The organism is Alkalihalophilus pseudofirmus OF4, from assembly GCF_000005825.2.
GTDB lineage: Bacteria > Bacillota > Bacilli > Bacillales > Bacillaceae_D > Alkalihalophilus > Alkalihalophilus pseudofirmus.
In genome coordinates, this window is record NC_013791.2 from 2,048,946 (window position 1) to 2,064,771 (window position 15,826).

General features: G+C 41.3%; 16 protein-coding genes. 7 read left to right on the plus strand and 9 right to left on the minus strand.

From position 1 onward, the window contains the following. Positions 1-8 precede the first annotated feature (8 nt). The 6 genes from BPOF4_RS10335 to BPOF4_RS10360 form a co-directional block, all read right to left on the minus strand. Positions 9-1,313: a globin-coupled sensor protein gene (locus BPOF4_RS10335; RefSeq protein ID WP_012959104.1), complete on the minus strand. Its 1,305-nt coding sequence runs from the start codon at positions 1,311-1,313 to the stop codon at positions 9-11. Between the two features lie 788 nt (positions 1,314-2,101). Continuing rightward, positions 2,102-2,869: a 3-hydroxyacyl-CoA dehydrogenase gene (locus tag BPOF4_RS10340; protein ID WP_012959105.1), complete on the minus strand. Its 768-nt coding sequence runs from the start codon at positions 2,867-2,869 to the stop codon at positions 2,102-2,104. A gap of 64 nt (positions 2,870-2,933) precedes the next feature. Further along, positions 2,934-4,088 (minus strand): thiolase family protein, encoded by a 1,155-nt coding sequence (locus BPOF4_RS10345; RefSeq protein ID WP_012959106.1) that lies wholly within the window; start codon positions 4,086-4,088, stop codon positions 2,934-2,936. Further along, complete coding sequence (locus BPOF4_RS10350) at positions 4,085-5,161, minus strand: CaiB/BaiF CoA transferase family protein (protein WP_012959107.1); 1,077 nt, start codon at positions 5,159-5,161, stop codon at positions 4,085-4,087. The genes BPOF4_RS10345 and BPOF4_RS10350 overlap by 4 nt, the downstream gene beginning before the upstream one ends. A 2-nt stretch (positions 5,162-5,163) precedes the next feature. Beyond that, a complete protein-coding gene (locus tag BPOF4_RS10355; RefSeq protein WP_012959108.1) occupies positions 5,164-6,312 on the minus strand; it encodes an acyl-CoA dehydrogenase family protein in 1,149 nt (382 codons plus the stop codon). A gap of 198 nt (positions 6,313-6,510) precedes the next feature. Continuing rightward, entirely contained in the window at positions 6,511-7,170 is a 660-nt protein-coding gene (locus BPOF4_RS10360) for a hypothetical protein (RefSeq protein ID WP_012959109.1), read from the minus strand. Positions 7,171-7,322: 152 nt separating this feature from the next. Here BPOF4_RS10360 and safA point away from each other — a divergent pair, with 152 nt between their 5' ends. After that, positions 7,323-7,949: a SafA/ExsA family spore coat assembly protein gene (safA, locus tag BPOF4_RS10365; protein WP_081457657.1), complete on the plus strand. Its 627-nt coding sequence runs from the start codon at positions 7,323-7,325 to the stop codon at positions 7,947-7,949. Between the two features lie 95 nt (positions 7,950-8,044). Continuing rightward, positions 8,045-9,190 (plus strand): glycosyltransferase family 2 protein, encoded by a 1,146-nt coding sequence (locus tag BPOF4_RS10370; RefSeq protein ID WP_012959111.1) that lies wholly within the window; start codon positions 8,045-8,047, stop codon positions 9,188-9,190. Positions 9,191-9,209: 19 nt separating this feature from the next. Here the strand turns inward: BPOF4_RS10370 and BPOF4_RS10375 are convergent, their stop codons facing one another. Next, a complete protein-coding gene (locus BPOF4_RS10375; RefSeq protein ID WP_012959112.1) occupies positions 9,210-9,698 on the minus strand; it encodes a GNAT family N-acetyltransferase in 489 nt (162 codons plus the stop codon). A gap of 145 nt (positions 9,699-9,843) precedes the next feature. Here BPOF4_RS10375 and BPOF4_RS10380 point away from each other — a divergent pair, with 145 nt between their 5' ends. The 3 genes from BPOF4_RS10380 to BPOF4_RS10390 all read left to right on the plus strand — a co-directional run bounded on the left by BPOF4_RS10380 (position 9,844) and on the right by BPOF4_RS10390 (position 11,378). Further along, positions 9,844-10,149, plus strand: coding sequence for a hypothetical protein (locus tag BPOF4_RS10380; RefSeq protein WP_012959113.1), 306 nt, complete (start codon positions 9,844-9,846; stop codon positions 10,147-10,149). A gap of 106 nt (positions 10,150-10,255) precedes the next feature. Beyond that, positions 10,256-11,071, plus strand: coding sequence for a hypothetical protein (locus BPOF4_RS10385; protein WP_012959114.1), 816 nt, complete (start codon positions 10,256-10,258; stop codon positions 11,069-11,071). A gap of 88 nt (positions 11,072-11,159) precedes the next feature. Further along, a complete protein-coding gene (locus BPOF4_RS10390; protein ID WP_012959115.1) occupies positions 11,160-11,378 on the plus strand; it encodes a hypothetical protein in 219 nt (72 codons plus the stop codon). Positions 11,379-11,916: 538 nt separating this feature from the next. On the opposite strand, the gene BPOF4_RS10395 is transcribed toward BPOF4_RS10390, so the two are convergent. After that, complete coding sequence (locus tag BPOF4_RS10395; protein WP_012959116.1) at positions 11,917-13,068, minus strand: GNAT family N-acetyltransferase; 1,152 nt, start codon at positions 13,066-13,068, stop codon at positions 11,917-11,919. A gap of 159 nt (positions 13,069-13,227) precedes the next feature. Between BPOF4_RS10395 and BPOF4_RS10400 the strand changes: the two genes are divergently transcribed. Continuing rightward, on the plus strand, positions 13,228-14,061 hold the full coding sequence (locus BPOF4_RS10400; protein WP_012959117.1) for a Cof-type HAD-IIB family hydrolase: 834 nt from the start codon (positions 13,228-13,230) through the stop codon (positions 14,059-14,061). Positions 14,062-14,209: 148 nt separating this feature from the next. Beyond that, positions 14,210-14,929, plus strand: coding sequence for a YebC/PmpR family DNA-binding transcriptional regulator (locus BPOF4_RS10405; protein WP_012959118.1), 720 nt, complete (start codon positions 14,210-14,212; stop codon positions 14,927-14,929). A 136-nt stretch (positions 14,930-15,065) separates the two neighbouring features. Here BPOF4_RS10405 and BPOF4_RS10410 read toward each other — a convergent pair whose 3' ends face one another. Beyond that, positions 15,066-15,653, minus strand: a complete 588-nt coding sequence (locus BPOF4_RS10410; RefSeq protein WP_012959119.1) for a DUF1349 domain-containing protein — start codon at positions 15,651-15,653, stop codon at positions 15,066-15,068. Positions 15,654-15,826 lie beyond the last annotated feature (173 nt).

Genomic DNA, 15,826 nt, shown 5'->3' on the forward strand with positions numbered 1-15,826 from the left:
GCGTTCTGTTAGTCAAGATGATGCGTAATCATATTCAATTCATTAGCAGTTGTTGCAAGCTGATAGGCTGCATCATTAATCTCTTCAATAACATGAGCGATCTTCTTAATTTCTTGATCGACATTCCTGTTCTGTTCTTTCGTCGTTTCTGTTTGAGTGACAATACGGTCGAAAAATTCATTCGTACTAGATAAACCATTGGCACTATTTTTAACAAGTTCATCAATGGTCGACATATAGGACGATACAGAACCTATCCGTTCTTTTGTAGAGACGATTAAGCCAGACACTTCACTTACGGATGCTTTTGTCTGCTCAGCAAGCTTTCTGACTTCACTTGCTACAACTGAAAAGCCTTTACCCATTTCTCCTGCACGTGCTGCCTCAATCGCTGCATTTAGTGCAAGCAAATTCGTTTGATCAGCAATCGATTGGACAAGCCCTACAATATCATTAATTTTTTCTGAAACGTCTTTTAATAATTCCATTTCAGATGAAATTTTCTCCATGTATTGATCGACTTCTTTTACTTTTAAATACTGTTCTTGAAGCTTATCCTTTCCTTCTTTCGATAGGCTCTCCACTTGAGATGAGGCAGCTGTCCCCTCCGTGCTGTAACGATGCACATCCTCTGACTTTGCTTTCAACTCGTCAATCGACGCACTCGTTTCCTCTGAGATCGCTGCAAGCTCTTCAGCAGTCGTATTCACTTTCAACTGAAGCTCGTGGCGTTCTTCAAGATCTTTCTGACGGTTACGCTCATTTTCATTTTCATAAGCCTCAAGTACGAGCTGCTGCTCAATATTTAAAATTTTGGATACAGAGAGCATTGCATCCAGACATTCAGAAGTATCCACCGCATGCTCTTTGATCATCACTGCAATCGATGTATACAAATCTTGAAATGCACACATATACCATTTTGGTTCTAAACCAATCTTAACGTGAACATGAGCAATTCGATTTCGCTGCTCTACATACGCTGCATCCATTTTCCCAGCGAACATTTCCTCAATATGTCTGTTCAATGTTTTCTTTAACCGGTCTACTGAACTGTGATCTTCAATAATCGTTGTAAGTGCAGGATTTTGATAGAGATTTTTATAAAAATTATCGACAATCTCTTCAATATGCTCATGAATAAGCGGTTGGATTGCTTTAATTCGAACTAAATCTTCTTTTGTTAAATGAATCATTTTTAATTGGAGTGCCACTTCTGGTGATACATCTAGCACTACATCATCATAGGTAAGTGTATCCATTTCTTCTAATAATTCAGATTGCTTTTTACGTTGTTTAAATAACAGCTTCAACGTCATTCTCTCCCCTTATCACCCTTTTTTATATACATACCCTCATAAACATATAACAGACATTTTTCACAATACATTAGACCTAAACTTCATTCATCTTACACCATTCTTATCCATTTGGAAATAAGTCTTTTTATTATTTGCGGATTAATAGAGTATTTGGATAGAGCAGGGTTAACTAAAGGGGGTTAGAAGGGATTAACTGCCCTAACAGAAAGTGTGCCGGGTTATTGATGTGTAATTATTATGCAAAGTGATGTGGTTATAGCTTCAAAACTTTAAGTGCCTTAAACACGGTTTTTAGCATAGTTTTCGCTCCTGAAATATGCTTCGCTTTTCGCGGTGAGCTGCTGTGCTTCCTCGGGCTATACCCCTGTGGGATCTCAGCCCTGCTCTAGGCACCGCAGAAGTCTACGCATATTTCATCCGCTGGGGTGTTGCTTTATGTAATTATTGTGTGGAGAGATTTAGTTATGGAGAAGTTCAAATTATATTAAAGCAGACATCCTTGAGTTGATTGTAAGGATTACTTAACAGCTACTTAATAAAATGGGAGCATTATAAAACATCCTTCCTCCGTTGATTATAGCGGAAGGCACCGAATCCTGCGGGATGTGCGTGGCCAGGGGAGATCCCGCTGGAGTGTGACGACAAGGAAGCTCCCGGGCCGCCCGCGGAAAGCGTGTGCCTGCAGCGGAAATCAACAACTAATGCAGAAAGGAATTTTAGAACATCAAGTGCGTTGACTGGACCTAGTCATGAGTTTTGTTTTAGCGGCTTTCAAGACATTATTTCATCTGCATTCGAATGGCCCCGTCCAGCCTGATCACTTCCCCATTTAACATCGGGTTTGTGATAATATGCTGAACGAGATCGGCATACTCTTTCGGATGACCGAGTCTATTGGGGAATGGGGTCATTTGACCTAGTGATTGCTTAGCGGCCTCTGGAAGCGTAGCAAACATCGGCGTTTCAAATATTCCTGGTGCTACCGACATCACTCGGATGCCAAATGCGCTAAGCTCTCTAGCTAGCGGCAATGTCATGCTGACTACTCCACCTTTTGAGGCAGCATAGGCAGCTTGCCCAATTTGTCCGTCAAAAGCAGCAACAGATGCTGTATTAATAATGACTCCCCGCTCTCCTTCACGGTTCGGCTCATTCTCTTTCATCACTTCTGCTGCATGTTGAATCATTGAAAAAGTACCGATTAAATTCACCTGCATGACCTTTTGGAATGTTTCGACCCCGTGAAGCCCTCTCTTACCTAGCACTTTTTTGGCGATTCCTACGCCTGCGCAATTGATGAGACCGTGCAACGTTTGAAAATGGGAAACAGCATGAGCGACTGCACTTTTTGCATCTTCATCGTTTGTCACATCTGTTTTGACAAATGTGACTGCTTCTCCTAGTTCAGCTACTAAGTCTTCGCCTTTCGTCGAATCTAGGTCAGCAATCACCGCTTGACCTCCATTTAAAACGATCATCCGTACCGTCGCCTCGCCTAGGCCTGATGCGCCTCCTGACACTAGAAACGTTTTGTTCTTTACTCTCATTTTCTCACGCCCCCCTCTAAGTTAATCAATCGAGTTAATTCATCGAGTTAATCCATCGAAAAGATCAGTCTAGTCGTTCAATAATCGTCGCATTCGCCATGCCAAAACCTTCACATATAGCTTGAAGGCCGTAGCGTCCTCCTGTACGTTCAAGCTCATGGAGCAAAGTCGTCATCACACGTGCCCCGCTTGCTCCAAGCGGGTGGCCAAGAGCTATCGCACCACCGTTAGGGTTTAGTTTATTTAAGTCCGCCCCTACTTCCTTCGCCCAAATAAGCGGAACGGGAGCGAACGCTTCATTTACTTCATAAAGGTCCATGTCCTCAATCGTTAAGCCGGCTTTCTTTAATACTTTATGCGTAGCTGGGATTGGTCCGGTCAGCATAAGTGTTGGATCAGAGCCGACTACGCTCCGTGCTGTAATTTTACAGCGGGGTTTAAGACCTAAAGCGTCTGCTTTATCACGTGACATAAGTAGAATTGCTGCCGCCCCGTCGCTCATTTGACTTGCATTTCCCGCCGTAATGGTGCCACCCTCTTCTTTGAACACTGTTTTTAAAGATTGCAAAGCTTCTAATGTTGTATCTGCTCTTGGACCTTCATCTTTTGTCAGCTCAATAACTGATCCGTCTTCTGCCGTACAATGAATCGGCATCACTTCACGGTCGAAATGTCCAGCTTCCCAAGCACTTACTGCTTTTTTATGACTGTTTAACGAGAACTGATCCAATTCTTCTTTTGTTAATTCCCATTTTTCGGCCATCCGTTCACATGATACCCCTTGATGCAGGAGTTCATATTTGTCGCTTAGCTTTTTACTGTAAGAGCTTCCTTGAACATTTGAAAACATTGGAACCCGCGTCATATGCTCAACTCCGGCTGCAACGACGACATCCATATCACCGCTAGCAATCGCTTGCGCAGCAAAATGAACGGCTTGCTGGCTTGAGCCGCATTGACGGTCGATCGTCACACCAGGTACTTCAATGGGATAGCCTGCAATAAGCGCTGCGAGCCGTGCAATATCTGGTGCCTGCTCTCCTACTTGCGAGACACAGCCGGCAATTACATCTTCAATATCTGCGGGATCAATGTTCGTCCGCTCAACAAGCTCTTTTAAAGGCAGCGCCAATAGTTCATCTGCACGGAGGTTTGATAAGGCACCTTTTCTCTTTCCTAGCGGAGTTCTTACTGCTTCTACAATGACTACTTCTCTCATATTGATCGTTCCTTTCTTTTGTTAGGTTGGTTAGCTGGTAATGTGCGAATTCTTGCTCTCTCATCTGTAAGCATCTCAATCAGCCCTCGTTCATGTATAAGCGGAGAAGAAACTGCCTCGTTTATGGTCAGGACTGGGGACAAGCAGCAATCGACTTTCTTAGCAAATTGCGTCCATTCATCTAACGTCCTGCTTTTAAACAGAGCAGTGACTTCACTTGCAATTGAATGCACCTCATCCCGCCGGTCTTGTCCTCTATGTCTCCAGTGCGGCTGGTGAACAGCTGTACAAAAGTTACTCCAAAATTTCTCCTCAAGCGCCCCTATTGCCATATAGCGCTCGTCCTTCGTCTCATAAATGGAATAACATACATACTGACCGTTCAGTTCATCTACTCCGGCAGTACGTCCAGTTTCCCTGTAAATTAACTCATGGGCACCAAGCATTGAAAATAAGGCATCGACAAGACTGATATCTACATATTGCCCGTATCCATTCACACCGCGGCTGACTAGGGCCGCAAGAATTTGCTCAGAAGCATACATTCCGCCCATATAATCGGCAAATTGAATATGGGGATGAACAGGCTTCCCATTTTCATCAGATAACAAAGATAATATCCCGCTCTCTGCCATGTAATTAATATCATGGCTGCCAAATCCGCTTTGATGATCTGTATGCTGCCCGTAGCCAGAGATTGAACAATATATTAAGCCAGGATTCATTTTTTTCAGCCGTTCGTAATGAAGGCCGAATTTCTCCATCACACCAGGCCTGAATGACTCAATGACAACATCCGCATTCTTAATGAGCTGCAGGGCTCTTTCTTGATCTGCGGGGTCCTTTAAATTAAGGTGAATCGATTGTTTATTCCAGTTCGTTGCGGCATAAATAACTCCCACGCCTTCATGCATCGTGGACAGGTGCCGGGCAGGATCACCATGCGGAGGTTCTACTTTAATTACTTGTGCCCCCATGTTTCCAAGTCGTAAAGAAGCAAAAGGACCAGGGAGATAATTTGTGAAATCAATGATTTTTATTGAATCAAGCATTCCTTGTTTAGCCAGAATCATCTCTATAACCCCATTTTTTTCGCAATGATCGTTTTCATGATTTCATTTGTCCCTGCATAAATTGCTGATACAGGAATATCTCTAGAACGTCTTGCTACTTCATACTCTTCCATGTATCCATACCCTCCGTGCAGCTGGACACACGTACTGACTGTCTCTTTCGCAAGATCAGTGAGCCACCACTTTGCCATAGACACTTCTTTAACCACATCCTCGCCTCTCATATGCCGCTCTACTAAGGAGTGAAGGAAGGTACGGCCAATTTCCCCTTTTGTTGCTAGTTCAACTAAAGTAAATTGATTATGTTGAAACGATCCGACCGGTTTTCCAAATGCTTTTCTTTCCTTTACATACGTAAGAGTAGAATCAAGCGTCACTTCTGCTGCTGTAACAGCTGCGATCGCTACGATCAGCCTCTCCTGCTGCAGCTGCTCCATTAAGTAGTAGAAACCCTTCCCGGCCTCTCCTAATAGATTTTCCTTTGGTACACGGACATCTTCAAATGTGAGTTCAAGCGTGTCTTGAGATCTGAGTCCGACCTTATCGAGTTTTTTCCCTTTAATGAATCCTTCAGAATTTCCATCTACGACTAAAAGACTGATTCCTGCTCTAGCTGGCTCTGCTCTTGGATCTGTTTTACAAACGACGACAAACAGATCCCCGTGAAGGCCATTTGAAATAAACGTTTTAGAGCCATTTAATACATAGGAATCGCCATCTAATATTGCCGTTGTTTTAATTGCCTGCAGGTCAGAACCTGTCCCTGGTTCTGTCATCGCAACGGCTGTCACTGCCTCCCCTGTAGCACATTTAGGAAGCCACCGACCCTTTTGTTCTTCATTACCATAGTGCCATAAATAAGGAACAACCACATCATTATGCAATGGAACTCCTACTAGACTTGAACCAATGCGTTCTAGTTCTTCGATCAGGACAAAGGAGTAGCCAAAATCAGCTCCCATTCCGCCGTACTCTTCAGGAAGCCACGGACATAAAAGTCCTTCACCTCCAAGCTTGTACCAAATATCCCTAGGAATGAGTCCATCCTTCTCCCATTTTTCATAATGAGGTTTAATCTCTTTTTCTAGAAAACTCCGAACCGCTTTACGAAAAATCATATGCTCTTCTTTTAAAAAAGATGCTGTACCCATGCATATCCCCCTTTAAAACGCTTTCATTTCTACTTTATTAACTATCTTATCGCTATTACTTTATGCAACGCTCACCATTCTCATTAACATAATATTCTTACTACTATACTTTTACATTCGTCTAGTAAACAGGTTTTTCCTGCTTATTCAACAAAAATCCCCTATGAATGATAATTCATTCATGGGGGTTAAAGGTCTTTATGGCGAATAGACATCACGAACAATGGCAACTAGATACCACTCGCCCTCTTTTTCTTCAAATACAAACCGAAGCGCCTGCCAATCGAACTCAATGTCAGAAGGTGGTGAGTAATACTCTACATACTTTGCTTCAGGATACTCATCAGCAATCGTATTTATCATTCCCCCACTTTCTACAATGGAGTCGTTATAGGTCACTTCAGTGTAATCAACGGACGATACTCCTTGATGCATAAGGAGGTAATTTGTCACCCAATTATGGGCTGTCATTATAAATTGCTGATCGCCGTGATCATATCCCCATATATACTCCGTGTCATTACCGAGGTTGGCTGCCTCTTCTTTTGTAAAGGTTACATCATTATCTTCATCTGTTCCGATAGCGGCATAAAAGGAAAATGTTAAGCCTTTATCGGGATGAGTCATTTTAGAGAGACTCGGCCAATCTTGCTTTGAAAGTGTAAGAAGCGCAGTATCTGCTTTTTTCAGCAGTTTTTCTTTTTCCGTGAGCTCTGCATCACCCTCTGCTTCTTCTGGATCAGTCTCTACATTTTCAACAGATACTTCCTCTTGTAGTAAATCCTCCCTTTCATTTGCAGAATTTTGACATGCAGCCAAAACTAGTAATAACATCCCAATAAGCAGCAACATTTTCATTACTAGATCCCTCCATTCGCCTTAGTTCGTTTTTTCATATAAAAACGATGGACGTACTAAACTTCCTAACACTAGTAAACGAGCCAATTACTACCCTTTAGAGGCAGCAATTACCGCTATACTTACATAGTAAACCTTTTTATTATAGATTTATGAGACATTTCAAACGATTTACCTCACTCTTTTTATTGTCCGTTGCCCTAGTCTTTGGTTTTGGTGGAACAGATGCCGAAGCGTCTACCACACACACTGTTTCACAAGGAGATACAATGTGGAAAATTGCTGTCCGCTATCAAGTGGGTGTGACAGAAATTATCCAAGCAAACCCGCAAGTATCTAATCCTAATGTGATCTATCCTGGCCAGCGCCTAACGATCCCTAGCGCATCAAGCTTTGTATCAATGGAAGAAGAAGTCATTCGTCTTGTGAACCAAGAACGTGCGAAACACGGCTTAAATCCACTACAAAGCAACTGGGAATTATCACGTGTTGCTAGATTCAAGTCAGAGGATATGCGTGATAAAAACTACTTCAGCCATACATCACCAACATACGGAAGTCCGCATCAAATGATCCGTAATTTCGGGATTACATACCGCGCTTCGGGTGAAAACATCGCTGCTGGTCAAACTTCTGCACAGGCTGTGTTCAATGCTTGGATGAACAGCACAGGCCACCGTCAGAATATTCTTTCTTCAAACTATACACACATTGGTGTAGGTTATGCAAAAGGAGGTTCGTACGGTCACTATTGGACACAAATGTTCATTGGCCGCTAAAAGCGAGGGGATTCCCCTCGCTTTTTTTATTTGATCATCTCGCTTCTCATCGATACTAAAAAAGGCTAAGATCATAGGTAAGGAGTGATTACTATATGATTATGTGGCTTCTTCTATTTACTTGCCTTTTTTGGCTGATCATTTTAATAGATGCAGCGATTGGAATGAGAAAGATTGATCGATTAGAAGATGTAAGTGTGGAAATGCTCGATGACGCTCCCCTTATATCCATTATTATTGCTGCTAGAAATGAAGAAACAGGTATATCTGCTAGTCTCTATTCACAGCTAAAACAAAGCTATCCAGCACTGGAATGGATCGTCGTGAATGACCGTTCTACTGACCTTACCCGCGAGCATATTGAATCTATTCGTAAAACAGATGCGAGAATAACCCCTATCCATATAAAGGACCTTCCACAAGGCTGGCTTGGTAAAAATCATGCGCTGTATCAGGGGTACAAAAAAGCAAAAGGAGACTATCTTTTATTTACGGATGCGGATATTATCTATCAGCCTGATACGATTGAAAAGGCGATGAACTACGTGAAGAAAAACGATATCGATCATCTCACGCTCGCACCCAACATGAATGTGAAACGATTTTGGCCTAAGGCGTTTATTTCGTTTTTCTTATTTGGATTTTCCTTCTTTAAAAGACCGTGGATGGCCAATGTTGATGCAAGTAAATCAGCCATCGGGATTGGTGCCTTTAATTTAGTTTCAAAGGAGGCTTACGAATCAATCGGTGGTCATCAAGCAATAAAAGAGCGGCCTGACGATGATTTGATGCTTGGGGTCCTTTTGAAACAAAAAGGATATAAGCAGAGGATGGTCACGGCACTCAATCACCTCGAAGTAGAATGGTATGCGACTTTAAAAGAGGCATTTGTAGGCCTTGAGAAAAACACATTAGCAGGACTCTATTATCGATATTCCATGGTCGCTCTTGCAGTAAGCGGTGTGTTTATCACCCATGTTCTCCCATTCTTGACCTTATTTTCAAACTCTGAACTCGTCCGTATGTTATCTATTCTTAGTATCGTGTTGATTGCTGGTGTGTACATGCAGACCGTTCATAAGATGACTAAAGGGGCCCTTAAGTCTCTTCCCGTCCTCCCGGTTACTGCTCTTCTTTTTATTTACTGTATTGCCCGTGCTGCCTTTCTTACTGCCTATCGCGGCGGGATTGTATGGAGAGGAACGTTCTATTCGATCAAAGAGCTTCGTCAAAAAAACTAGCCGTGCGAGTAACGCATGGCTAGTTTAATTTACGTCTATAAAACTTTCGATCGACATGCACAATCGGAAATGACGAGGGCAAGTCTGACTTTGTGATCTCTTGAAAATGATTCTTCTCATAGAAACGATGTGCCGCCTTAAATTCGTTTGTCGTTCCAAGATAGATTACGTCAAATTCGTTCGCTTTTGCCCATTCAAGCGCATACTCTAAAAGCCTGGCTGCAATGTTGTAACGAGATCCTCTATATTCTTTTTTTACAAACATTTTTCTAAGGGCCAACACTCCTTCTTCTACTTTAAGAAAACTGACCGTCCCTACCACTTCATCTTCAATAGCAGCCGTCCAAAAATTCCCGCCTTTTTTGATGTAGTGGCTATGGATATCTAATAAATCTGGCTGGTCAGCCGCGGTAATTGAAACCCCGTATTCATCTTGCTGGATCGGCAGGATTAAATTTATAATTTGTTCTTTAATCTTTTCTTCGTATTCCTTGATGTCTACACTCATGTTCTATCTGCTCCCCTTACACATTTACTCTTTCTAAATTCTTACATTTTACTATGTAAGCTGCTGTTTTCATAGTCTTTTATAGGATTTTCATGCTATGTTCGTTATACTAGCAACATATACCTTTAAAAAAGGAGTCATTAAGATGAACAAAAAAGAGATAGAAGATAAGATTATTGGACAATATCAACAAGAAGAAAGCATGATGATCCTCGTCTTTGCACAGTGGTGTGTCAATCACGACCTAGACCCTGCTGACCTTTATAAGCGTGCTTACCCCAATCAAGGAGATAATCCAGCCCTTAAGCATGCCTTAGAATTAACAGTACCTAAAGAAGAAGCAGGTGAAATAAATGATCAGACCTTGCTTGGAGTACTCTCTTTATTCGGTAATGATGATTTAGCCTTTGTCGTTACGGAAGAAATGAATAACTTAAAGAAACGCAAATAGACAGCTATTTGCGTTTTTTGTCGAGTAAATGACATCCCTCCAACCTCATCTTCGGAATATAATAAGGAAGAAAACACCATTACATCAAGTGAAGGGGACTAAATCCATGAAGCTCAAACGCCTTCTCTATGTAAACATCCTCCTTATCACCTGCTTACTCATCTTTTCCCTGTATCAAATGTATGTCGTAACCTCAGTCAAAGCGGCACTGTACCATGTTCAAAATGAGCTGCAAAACACTCAGTCAGAACTGTCGTATTTACATTCCGAACTCTACACAATAAGAGAAGAAACTAAATGGCTGTCGTACACGGACTATACAGCAGCCTACCCTGAAACATATGGGCCTCCTGTTGCGATTACGATAAGCTGGTCTTTTTCAGAAAATGAATCTGAGTCCTCGGTCTTTTTAAGAAGCAGAGCCGTGGGTGAGTCTGAATGGCACACAGTAGATGCAATCCAATCAGATGAGCTCTTTTATGAAGCAAGCTTTGATGTCCTACCTAACCTAGAATATGAATACCAAGTTGTGTCAAAGGGAGCCATGACCAGAAGTTCTGATATTGACTATGTGCCTGCTGACCTTTACCGACCGCAGCCGTTAACCATGGAGTTTAGCTCTTATACTCATACAAATAATGATATCATCTCAGCTTACGAGGCAGCGTTCTCTTTACCTGCTAATCAGCCAGACTATTTTAAAGCAACTAAAGCCCAGGCCATTGTGACCGATAAAAACGGTGAGATTTCAAAGGTTCCGCTTACTAAGAATAAGAATGGAAACTTAGAACAATGGAAACTTCAAATTAGCGGGTTGCAAATAAGAGAGATTGAATTAGAGGTTACGTACGGAAATGGCAAAAAACATACACGGATGATTTATCCGTATGAAGACTATGAATTTGACCATTTTTATGATTGAAGCACCTACACTATTTAACAGCTTAATTGTAATCAAATGTTAAAATACGGTATTATATACAACCTAAATTTACTAGGGGGAAGTATTTTTGGAGGAGAAAAAACCAAGATTGTCTTTGACAGGCGCAATCGTTCTATTAAGTATTACGATATTATTTTCTTCATGTAATATATCAAGTGCAATTAGAGACACTCAACCAAACTACACAGGCAATGACACGTATTATTATGAATTAGATTATGAATTAAATAGATTCAACGAGAATTTTGAAGAACTCATCAAAACCCTTCAAGAGAATAATGAGTAAAGACGTAGCTGGAAAAGATACATCCTCTTCCTATAGTAGTAGTTGATTTCCGCTGCAGGCACACGCTTTCCGCGGGCGGTCCGGAAGCCTCCTCGTCGCTACGCTCCTGTGGGGTCTTCCCTGGCCACGCACATCCCGCTGGAGTCGGTGCCTTCCTCTCCAATCAACAGAGGAAGGATGTTGTGAAGGTCCTCCCTCTTTATAATGAGCTTTTAGGGACCTTAAAATCGGAGCGGGAGATGAATGTAAAAGTATATTTTAGCACTGAGCCCATTACCTACATTATTCACTTCATTCCTGGAAAAAGCAGAAAAACAGCGGATGAAATATACGTAGACTTCTGCAGGGAGTAGAGCAGGAGTGAGATCCCACAGGGCATAGCCCGAGGAAGCTCACCAGCTCCCCGCGAAAAGCGAAGTATATTTCAGGAGCGGCATGTCTAGACACTTCTATAATGTGTTGATCCCATATAAGTTAAAATACCTGCTCCCGAGCTCGTCTTAAAATGCTTATTTTCTCTCAGCTAATCCTCTAAGCGTTAAAAGAAATCATAAAAGTAAGGTATTGATTGTGGGATTAGTTGCTCTAGCTGATTTAGCTGTTCTTCTGTTGCATCAAGCAGACCGCTTGCTTTTAACTCAGCCGGACTCTTATAGCCAAAGCAAAGTGCTGCTAGCGATTGAATGGTTAATGTGACACCCTCTTTATTCGGCTTTTGTGATTTAACGCCTTTTTTATTGAATAGAAATGATTGATTATTCCACTCGGCAAATGAATCAGTAACATGGATAGTAAGCGGTTCTGCTAACTTAGTGTGACCCCACTCATAGTTTGCGATAAATTCTTCCACATCAACAATCCTCACCATAAAGTAAGGCTTCACTTCAGCTTTTACTCTTGGTTCGTCTATGGCAAAAAAGAGCGGTTCTCTCTCATGAGTAGTGAGGCTCACTTCCTCTACCATCGAATCATGCTGGCAGATAAAATTCCATAACCCTGTTCTTGCTTCCGCATCAAGAGCGATAAATTCTTCAACGTCCATCTTTGAGTCCTTCACTGTATAAAGAAGATAACCTTTTGGACTTTTTGCTTTATCGTAATACACAGCGATATTCATATCCTTTACAACCGTTTTCCACCAGTACGCCACTCGGATCAGCATACCTGAGAATTGGCTCGCATAGGTATTGTACACTTCAGTTAGGTCGGGATGCTCTTCCTCTGTGGTGAATCGTTTGATGCTCCCAGCAGTATTGCCGATCCTTTTAAGGTCACTCTTTTTGAGGGTGGTGATTAGACGATTTGTGAAAAGTTCCCACCCGTATGTTCGATAAAATGGCACAGAAAATGGATGAAGCATCGAGATCGTCATGCCTTTTTCTCGCATCTCACAAAGAGAATGATGCAGCAGCGCCTTCACATGACCGCTCCTGCGATATTCAGGGTAAGTCGCAACCCCGGCTACCCCTCCCATCTTCCACTTGTTACCTTGCAAATAAATATGATGAGGAAGAAGATGAAGCTTTGAGGCCAGCTTTTCCTCCTCATCAATTCCATATACAATATGATGTTGGTGCATCCGTTCCTTTAATTCCTCTATTCGTTCCTTTGATACTTTATATTGAAAGGCATATTCTGATAAATTAATAGCTTCTATATATTGCTCACTTTGTAAAATCTTAATGTTCATTCTAGATCCTCCGCTGGTTAAATTATGCCGTACCCTTACTGATTCGAGATGCAGCCTCTCAATTCCTCTTAGCTTTACCAAGTCCTGCCCTTGCAAGAATAGACAACATTCCGTTATAGTAAACTAGCACAACAGTAAAGGACGAAAGGATTTTTTACCATGACTGATATAAATAAAGAGTATAAAATGATTGTCCTAGATTTAGATGATACACTGCTTAGAGACGACCATACGATCTCCAGCCGTACGAAAGAAGCATTAATGCAGGCACAAAAAAACGGCATAAAAGTCGTACTTGCTTCAGGCAGACCAACATACGGAATGGTACCTGTTGCCAACGAATTAAAACTAGCTGATTACGGAAGCTTTATTCTATCGTTTAACGGAGCTAAAATCATTAACTCCAAAACGAATGAAGAAATGTACAGCAGCACATTATCTCCCAAACAACTCCACGAGTTGTATCATGTCAGCCAGCGTGAAAATGTCGGGATCCACACATATATGGAAAATGACATTGTTACGGAGGCTAATAACGAATATACGATGATTGAAGGCGAAATTACAGGAATGCCAGTAATTGAAGTCGAGCGTTTTGTTGATGCCGTTGATGAACCTTGTGTAAAAGCATTAATGGTCGGTCATCCCGATCGTTTAGTAGAGGTAGAAAAGAAGCTTCAAGAAGAGTTTCGCGGCCAGCTTAGTGTGATGCGCTCAAAGCCTTATTTTCTTGAATTTACAGAAGATGGTGTGACAAAAGGAGCGAGCTTACACAGCTTGATCACAAAGCTTGGAATTAAGCAAGAAGAGGTTATCGCAATGGGCGACAGCTACAATGATCAGACGATGATTGAGTTTGCAGGACTTGGTGTTGCAATGGGCAACGCCCCAGATGACATTAAAGAGATTGCCGATTATGTAACAGACACGAATATGAATGACGGTGTAGCCAAAGTGGTTGAAGAGTTTGTACTTAATAAGGTTACCCAATAAATAGGTTAATTATAGAGGCTGCCACAATTCATGCGGCCGGCCTCTTCATTCACCTAAAATTAGGCATTCCTTGTTTCCTTCATAATAGGATGATGTATAATAGAGGACGTATTAAGAAGAAACTTATTTTGGAAAGTGAGTGTTCACGATGGGTCGTAAATGGAACAATATTAAAGAGAAAAAAGCGGCAAAAGATAAAAATACGAGCCGAATCTATGCAAAATTCGGTCGTGAAATTTATGTGGTAGCTAGACAAGGCGAACCTGACCCTGAATTAAATCAGGCATTAAAATTCGTACTAGAACGTGCTAAAACGTACAATGTTCCAAAACATATTATTGAACGCGCAATTGAAAAAGCAAAAGGCGGCACAGAAGAAAACTATGATGAGCTTCGTTATGAAGGCTTTGGTCCGAGCGGCTCGATGATTATCGTTGATGCCTTAACAAATAATGTAAACCGTACCGTAGCAGAGGTTCGTGCAGCTTTCAGTAAGAACAGCGGAAACATGGGTGTGAGCGGCTCGGTTGCCTATATGTTTGATGAGACAGCTGTTATTGGTTTAGAAGGTAAAACGGCTGATGAAGCTCTTGAACTATTAATGGAAGCGGATGTGGATGTTCGTGACATCATTGAAGAAGACGAGTCAGTCATTACATATGCTGCGCCTGATCAATTCCACGCGGTACTTGAAGCGTTCAAGCAAGCAGGAGTTGAAGACTTTACTGTCACTGAGATTACGATGCTTCCGCAAAGTGAAGTAGAACTGACTGGTGATGATCTAGTTCAATTTGAGAAGATTATTGACACCTTAGAAGATTTAGAAGATGTACAGCAAGTCCATCATAATGTTGATTTAGGGGAATAACCAAAGAAAACTTACAGAAATAGAACTGCACCTCAATTGTTGGTCATTAATCAACAATTGGAGGTGCAGTTTTTTTAAAAGCTATAAGCTTCATCGTCTACTTTAATTGTTAGGTTTTTGGATACTGTAGCAGCTGCTATTCATGCTCTTTCCACAAACAATCGGTCATTTCAAACTCAGAAAATCTAGCTAAAAAGCTTGAACTTTCAGGGCTGCATGCATAAATACCAATGTTTACAGTTTCATTTCCAGAGAACAAATGAAAAATTCGCATTTGCTTAAAATCTATACCATCATACGAACACTCAATGCAAAAATCACTCTCTCGACGGCTTAATCTGTAATACATATGTTTTTGTTTTGAAGATATATCTATGGTTGCCCAATCGGAATATCCATTGTTCGTAACGACACTTCCAAGACGTTGAAACTGTTCATTTTCATATTCAATAGAAGCCTTGAACCAATTCTCACTATCTTGATAAATGATCACACCGCATTGGTCAAACCGCCCGTTATAATCAAAATCCGTGCGCACTACGAATGAAAAATACTTTTCTTCAACAGGTAACAGCAACGCAGGAGCATTATCATTTTGAAAACCATAGTATGTACGTTGCCAAAAATCCGTTTGTGGTTCTGTAGTAATTGCTACATTGTGATCTTGAATCTCAAACTTCTTAGGTTTAAAGATCCATTTATTATTATCACTTATAAAATTCATGCTGTACCTCCTAACAATATTAACACAAAGTAAATAATCACCTATTTTACTTGAATGTTAAGCGATCTTCAATTATTATTCATCATTCATTTATGTGTTACTAGATAGCAAACTACCTTGGTTCTATACGTAAAACAACAGCATATCTTGTGATGTGCTGTTGTTGGTTTAGA

Excerpts from the sequence above, each read along its gene's own strand:
- BPOF4_RS10340 (WP_012959105.1), bottom strand. The coding sequence starts at position 2,869 with ATGAGAGTAAAGAACAAAACGTTTCTAGTGTCAGGAGGCGCATCAGGC.
- BPOF4_RS10345 (WP_012959106.1), bottom strand. The coding sequence starts at position 4,088 with ATGAGAGAAGTAGTCATTGTAGAAGCAGTAAGAACTCCGCTAGGAAAG.
- BPOF4_RS10350 (WP_012959107.1), bottom strand. The coding sequence starts at position 5,161 with ATGATTCTGGCTAAACAAGGAATGCTTGATTCAATAAAAATCATTGAT.
- BPOF4_RS10355 (WP_012959108.1), bottom strand. The coding sequence starts at position 6,312 with ATGGGTACAGCATCTTTTTTAAAAGAAGAGCATATGATTTTTCGTAAA.
- BPOF4_RS10360 (WP_012959109.1), bottom strand. The coding sequence starts at position 7,170 with ATGAAAATGTTGCTGCTTATTGGGATGTTATTACTAGTTTTGGCTGCA.
- safA (WP_081457657.1), top strand. The coding sequence starts at position 7,323 with ATGAGACATTTCAAACGATTTACCTCACTCTTTTTATTGTCCGTTGCC.
- BPOF4_RS10370 (WP_012959111.1), top strand. The coding sequence starts at position 8,045 with ATGATTATGTGGCTTCTTCTATTTACTTGCCTTTTTTGGCTGATCATT.
- BPOF4_RS10375 (WP_012959112.1), bottom strand. The coding sequence starts at position 9,698 with ATGAGTGTAGACATCAAGGAATACGAAGAAAAGATTAAAGAACAAATT.
- BPOF4_RS10380 (WP_012959113.1), top strand. The coding sequence starts at position 9,844 with ATGAACAAAAAAGAGATAGAAGATAAGATTATTGGACAATATCAACAA.
- BPOF4_RS10385 (WP_012959114.1), top strand. The coding sequence starts at position 10,256 with ATGAAGCTCAAACGCCTTCTCTATGTAAACATCCTCCTTATCACCTGC.
- BPOF4_RS10395 (WP_012959116.1), bottom strand. The coding sequence starts at position 13,068 with ATGAACATTAAGATTTTACAAAGTGAGCAATATATAGAAGCTATTAAT.
- BPOF4_RS10400 (WP_012959117.1), top strand. The coding sequence starts at position 13,228 with ATGACTGATATAAATAAAGAGTATAAAATGATTGTCCTAGATTTAGAT.
- BPOF4_RS10405 (WP_012959118.1), top strand. The coding sequence starts at position 14,210 with ATGGGTCGTAAATGGAACAATATTAAAGAGAAAAAAGCGGCAAAAGAT.
- BPOF4_RS10410 (WP_012959119.1), bottom strand. The coding sequence starts at position 15,653 with ATGAATTTTATAAGTGATAATAATAAATGGATCTTTAAACCTAAGAAG.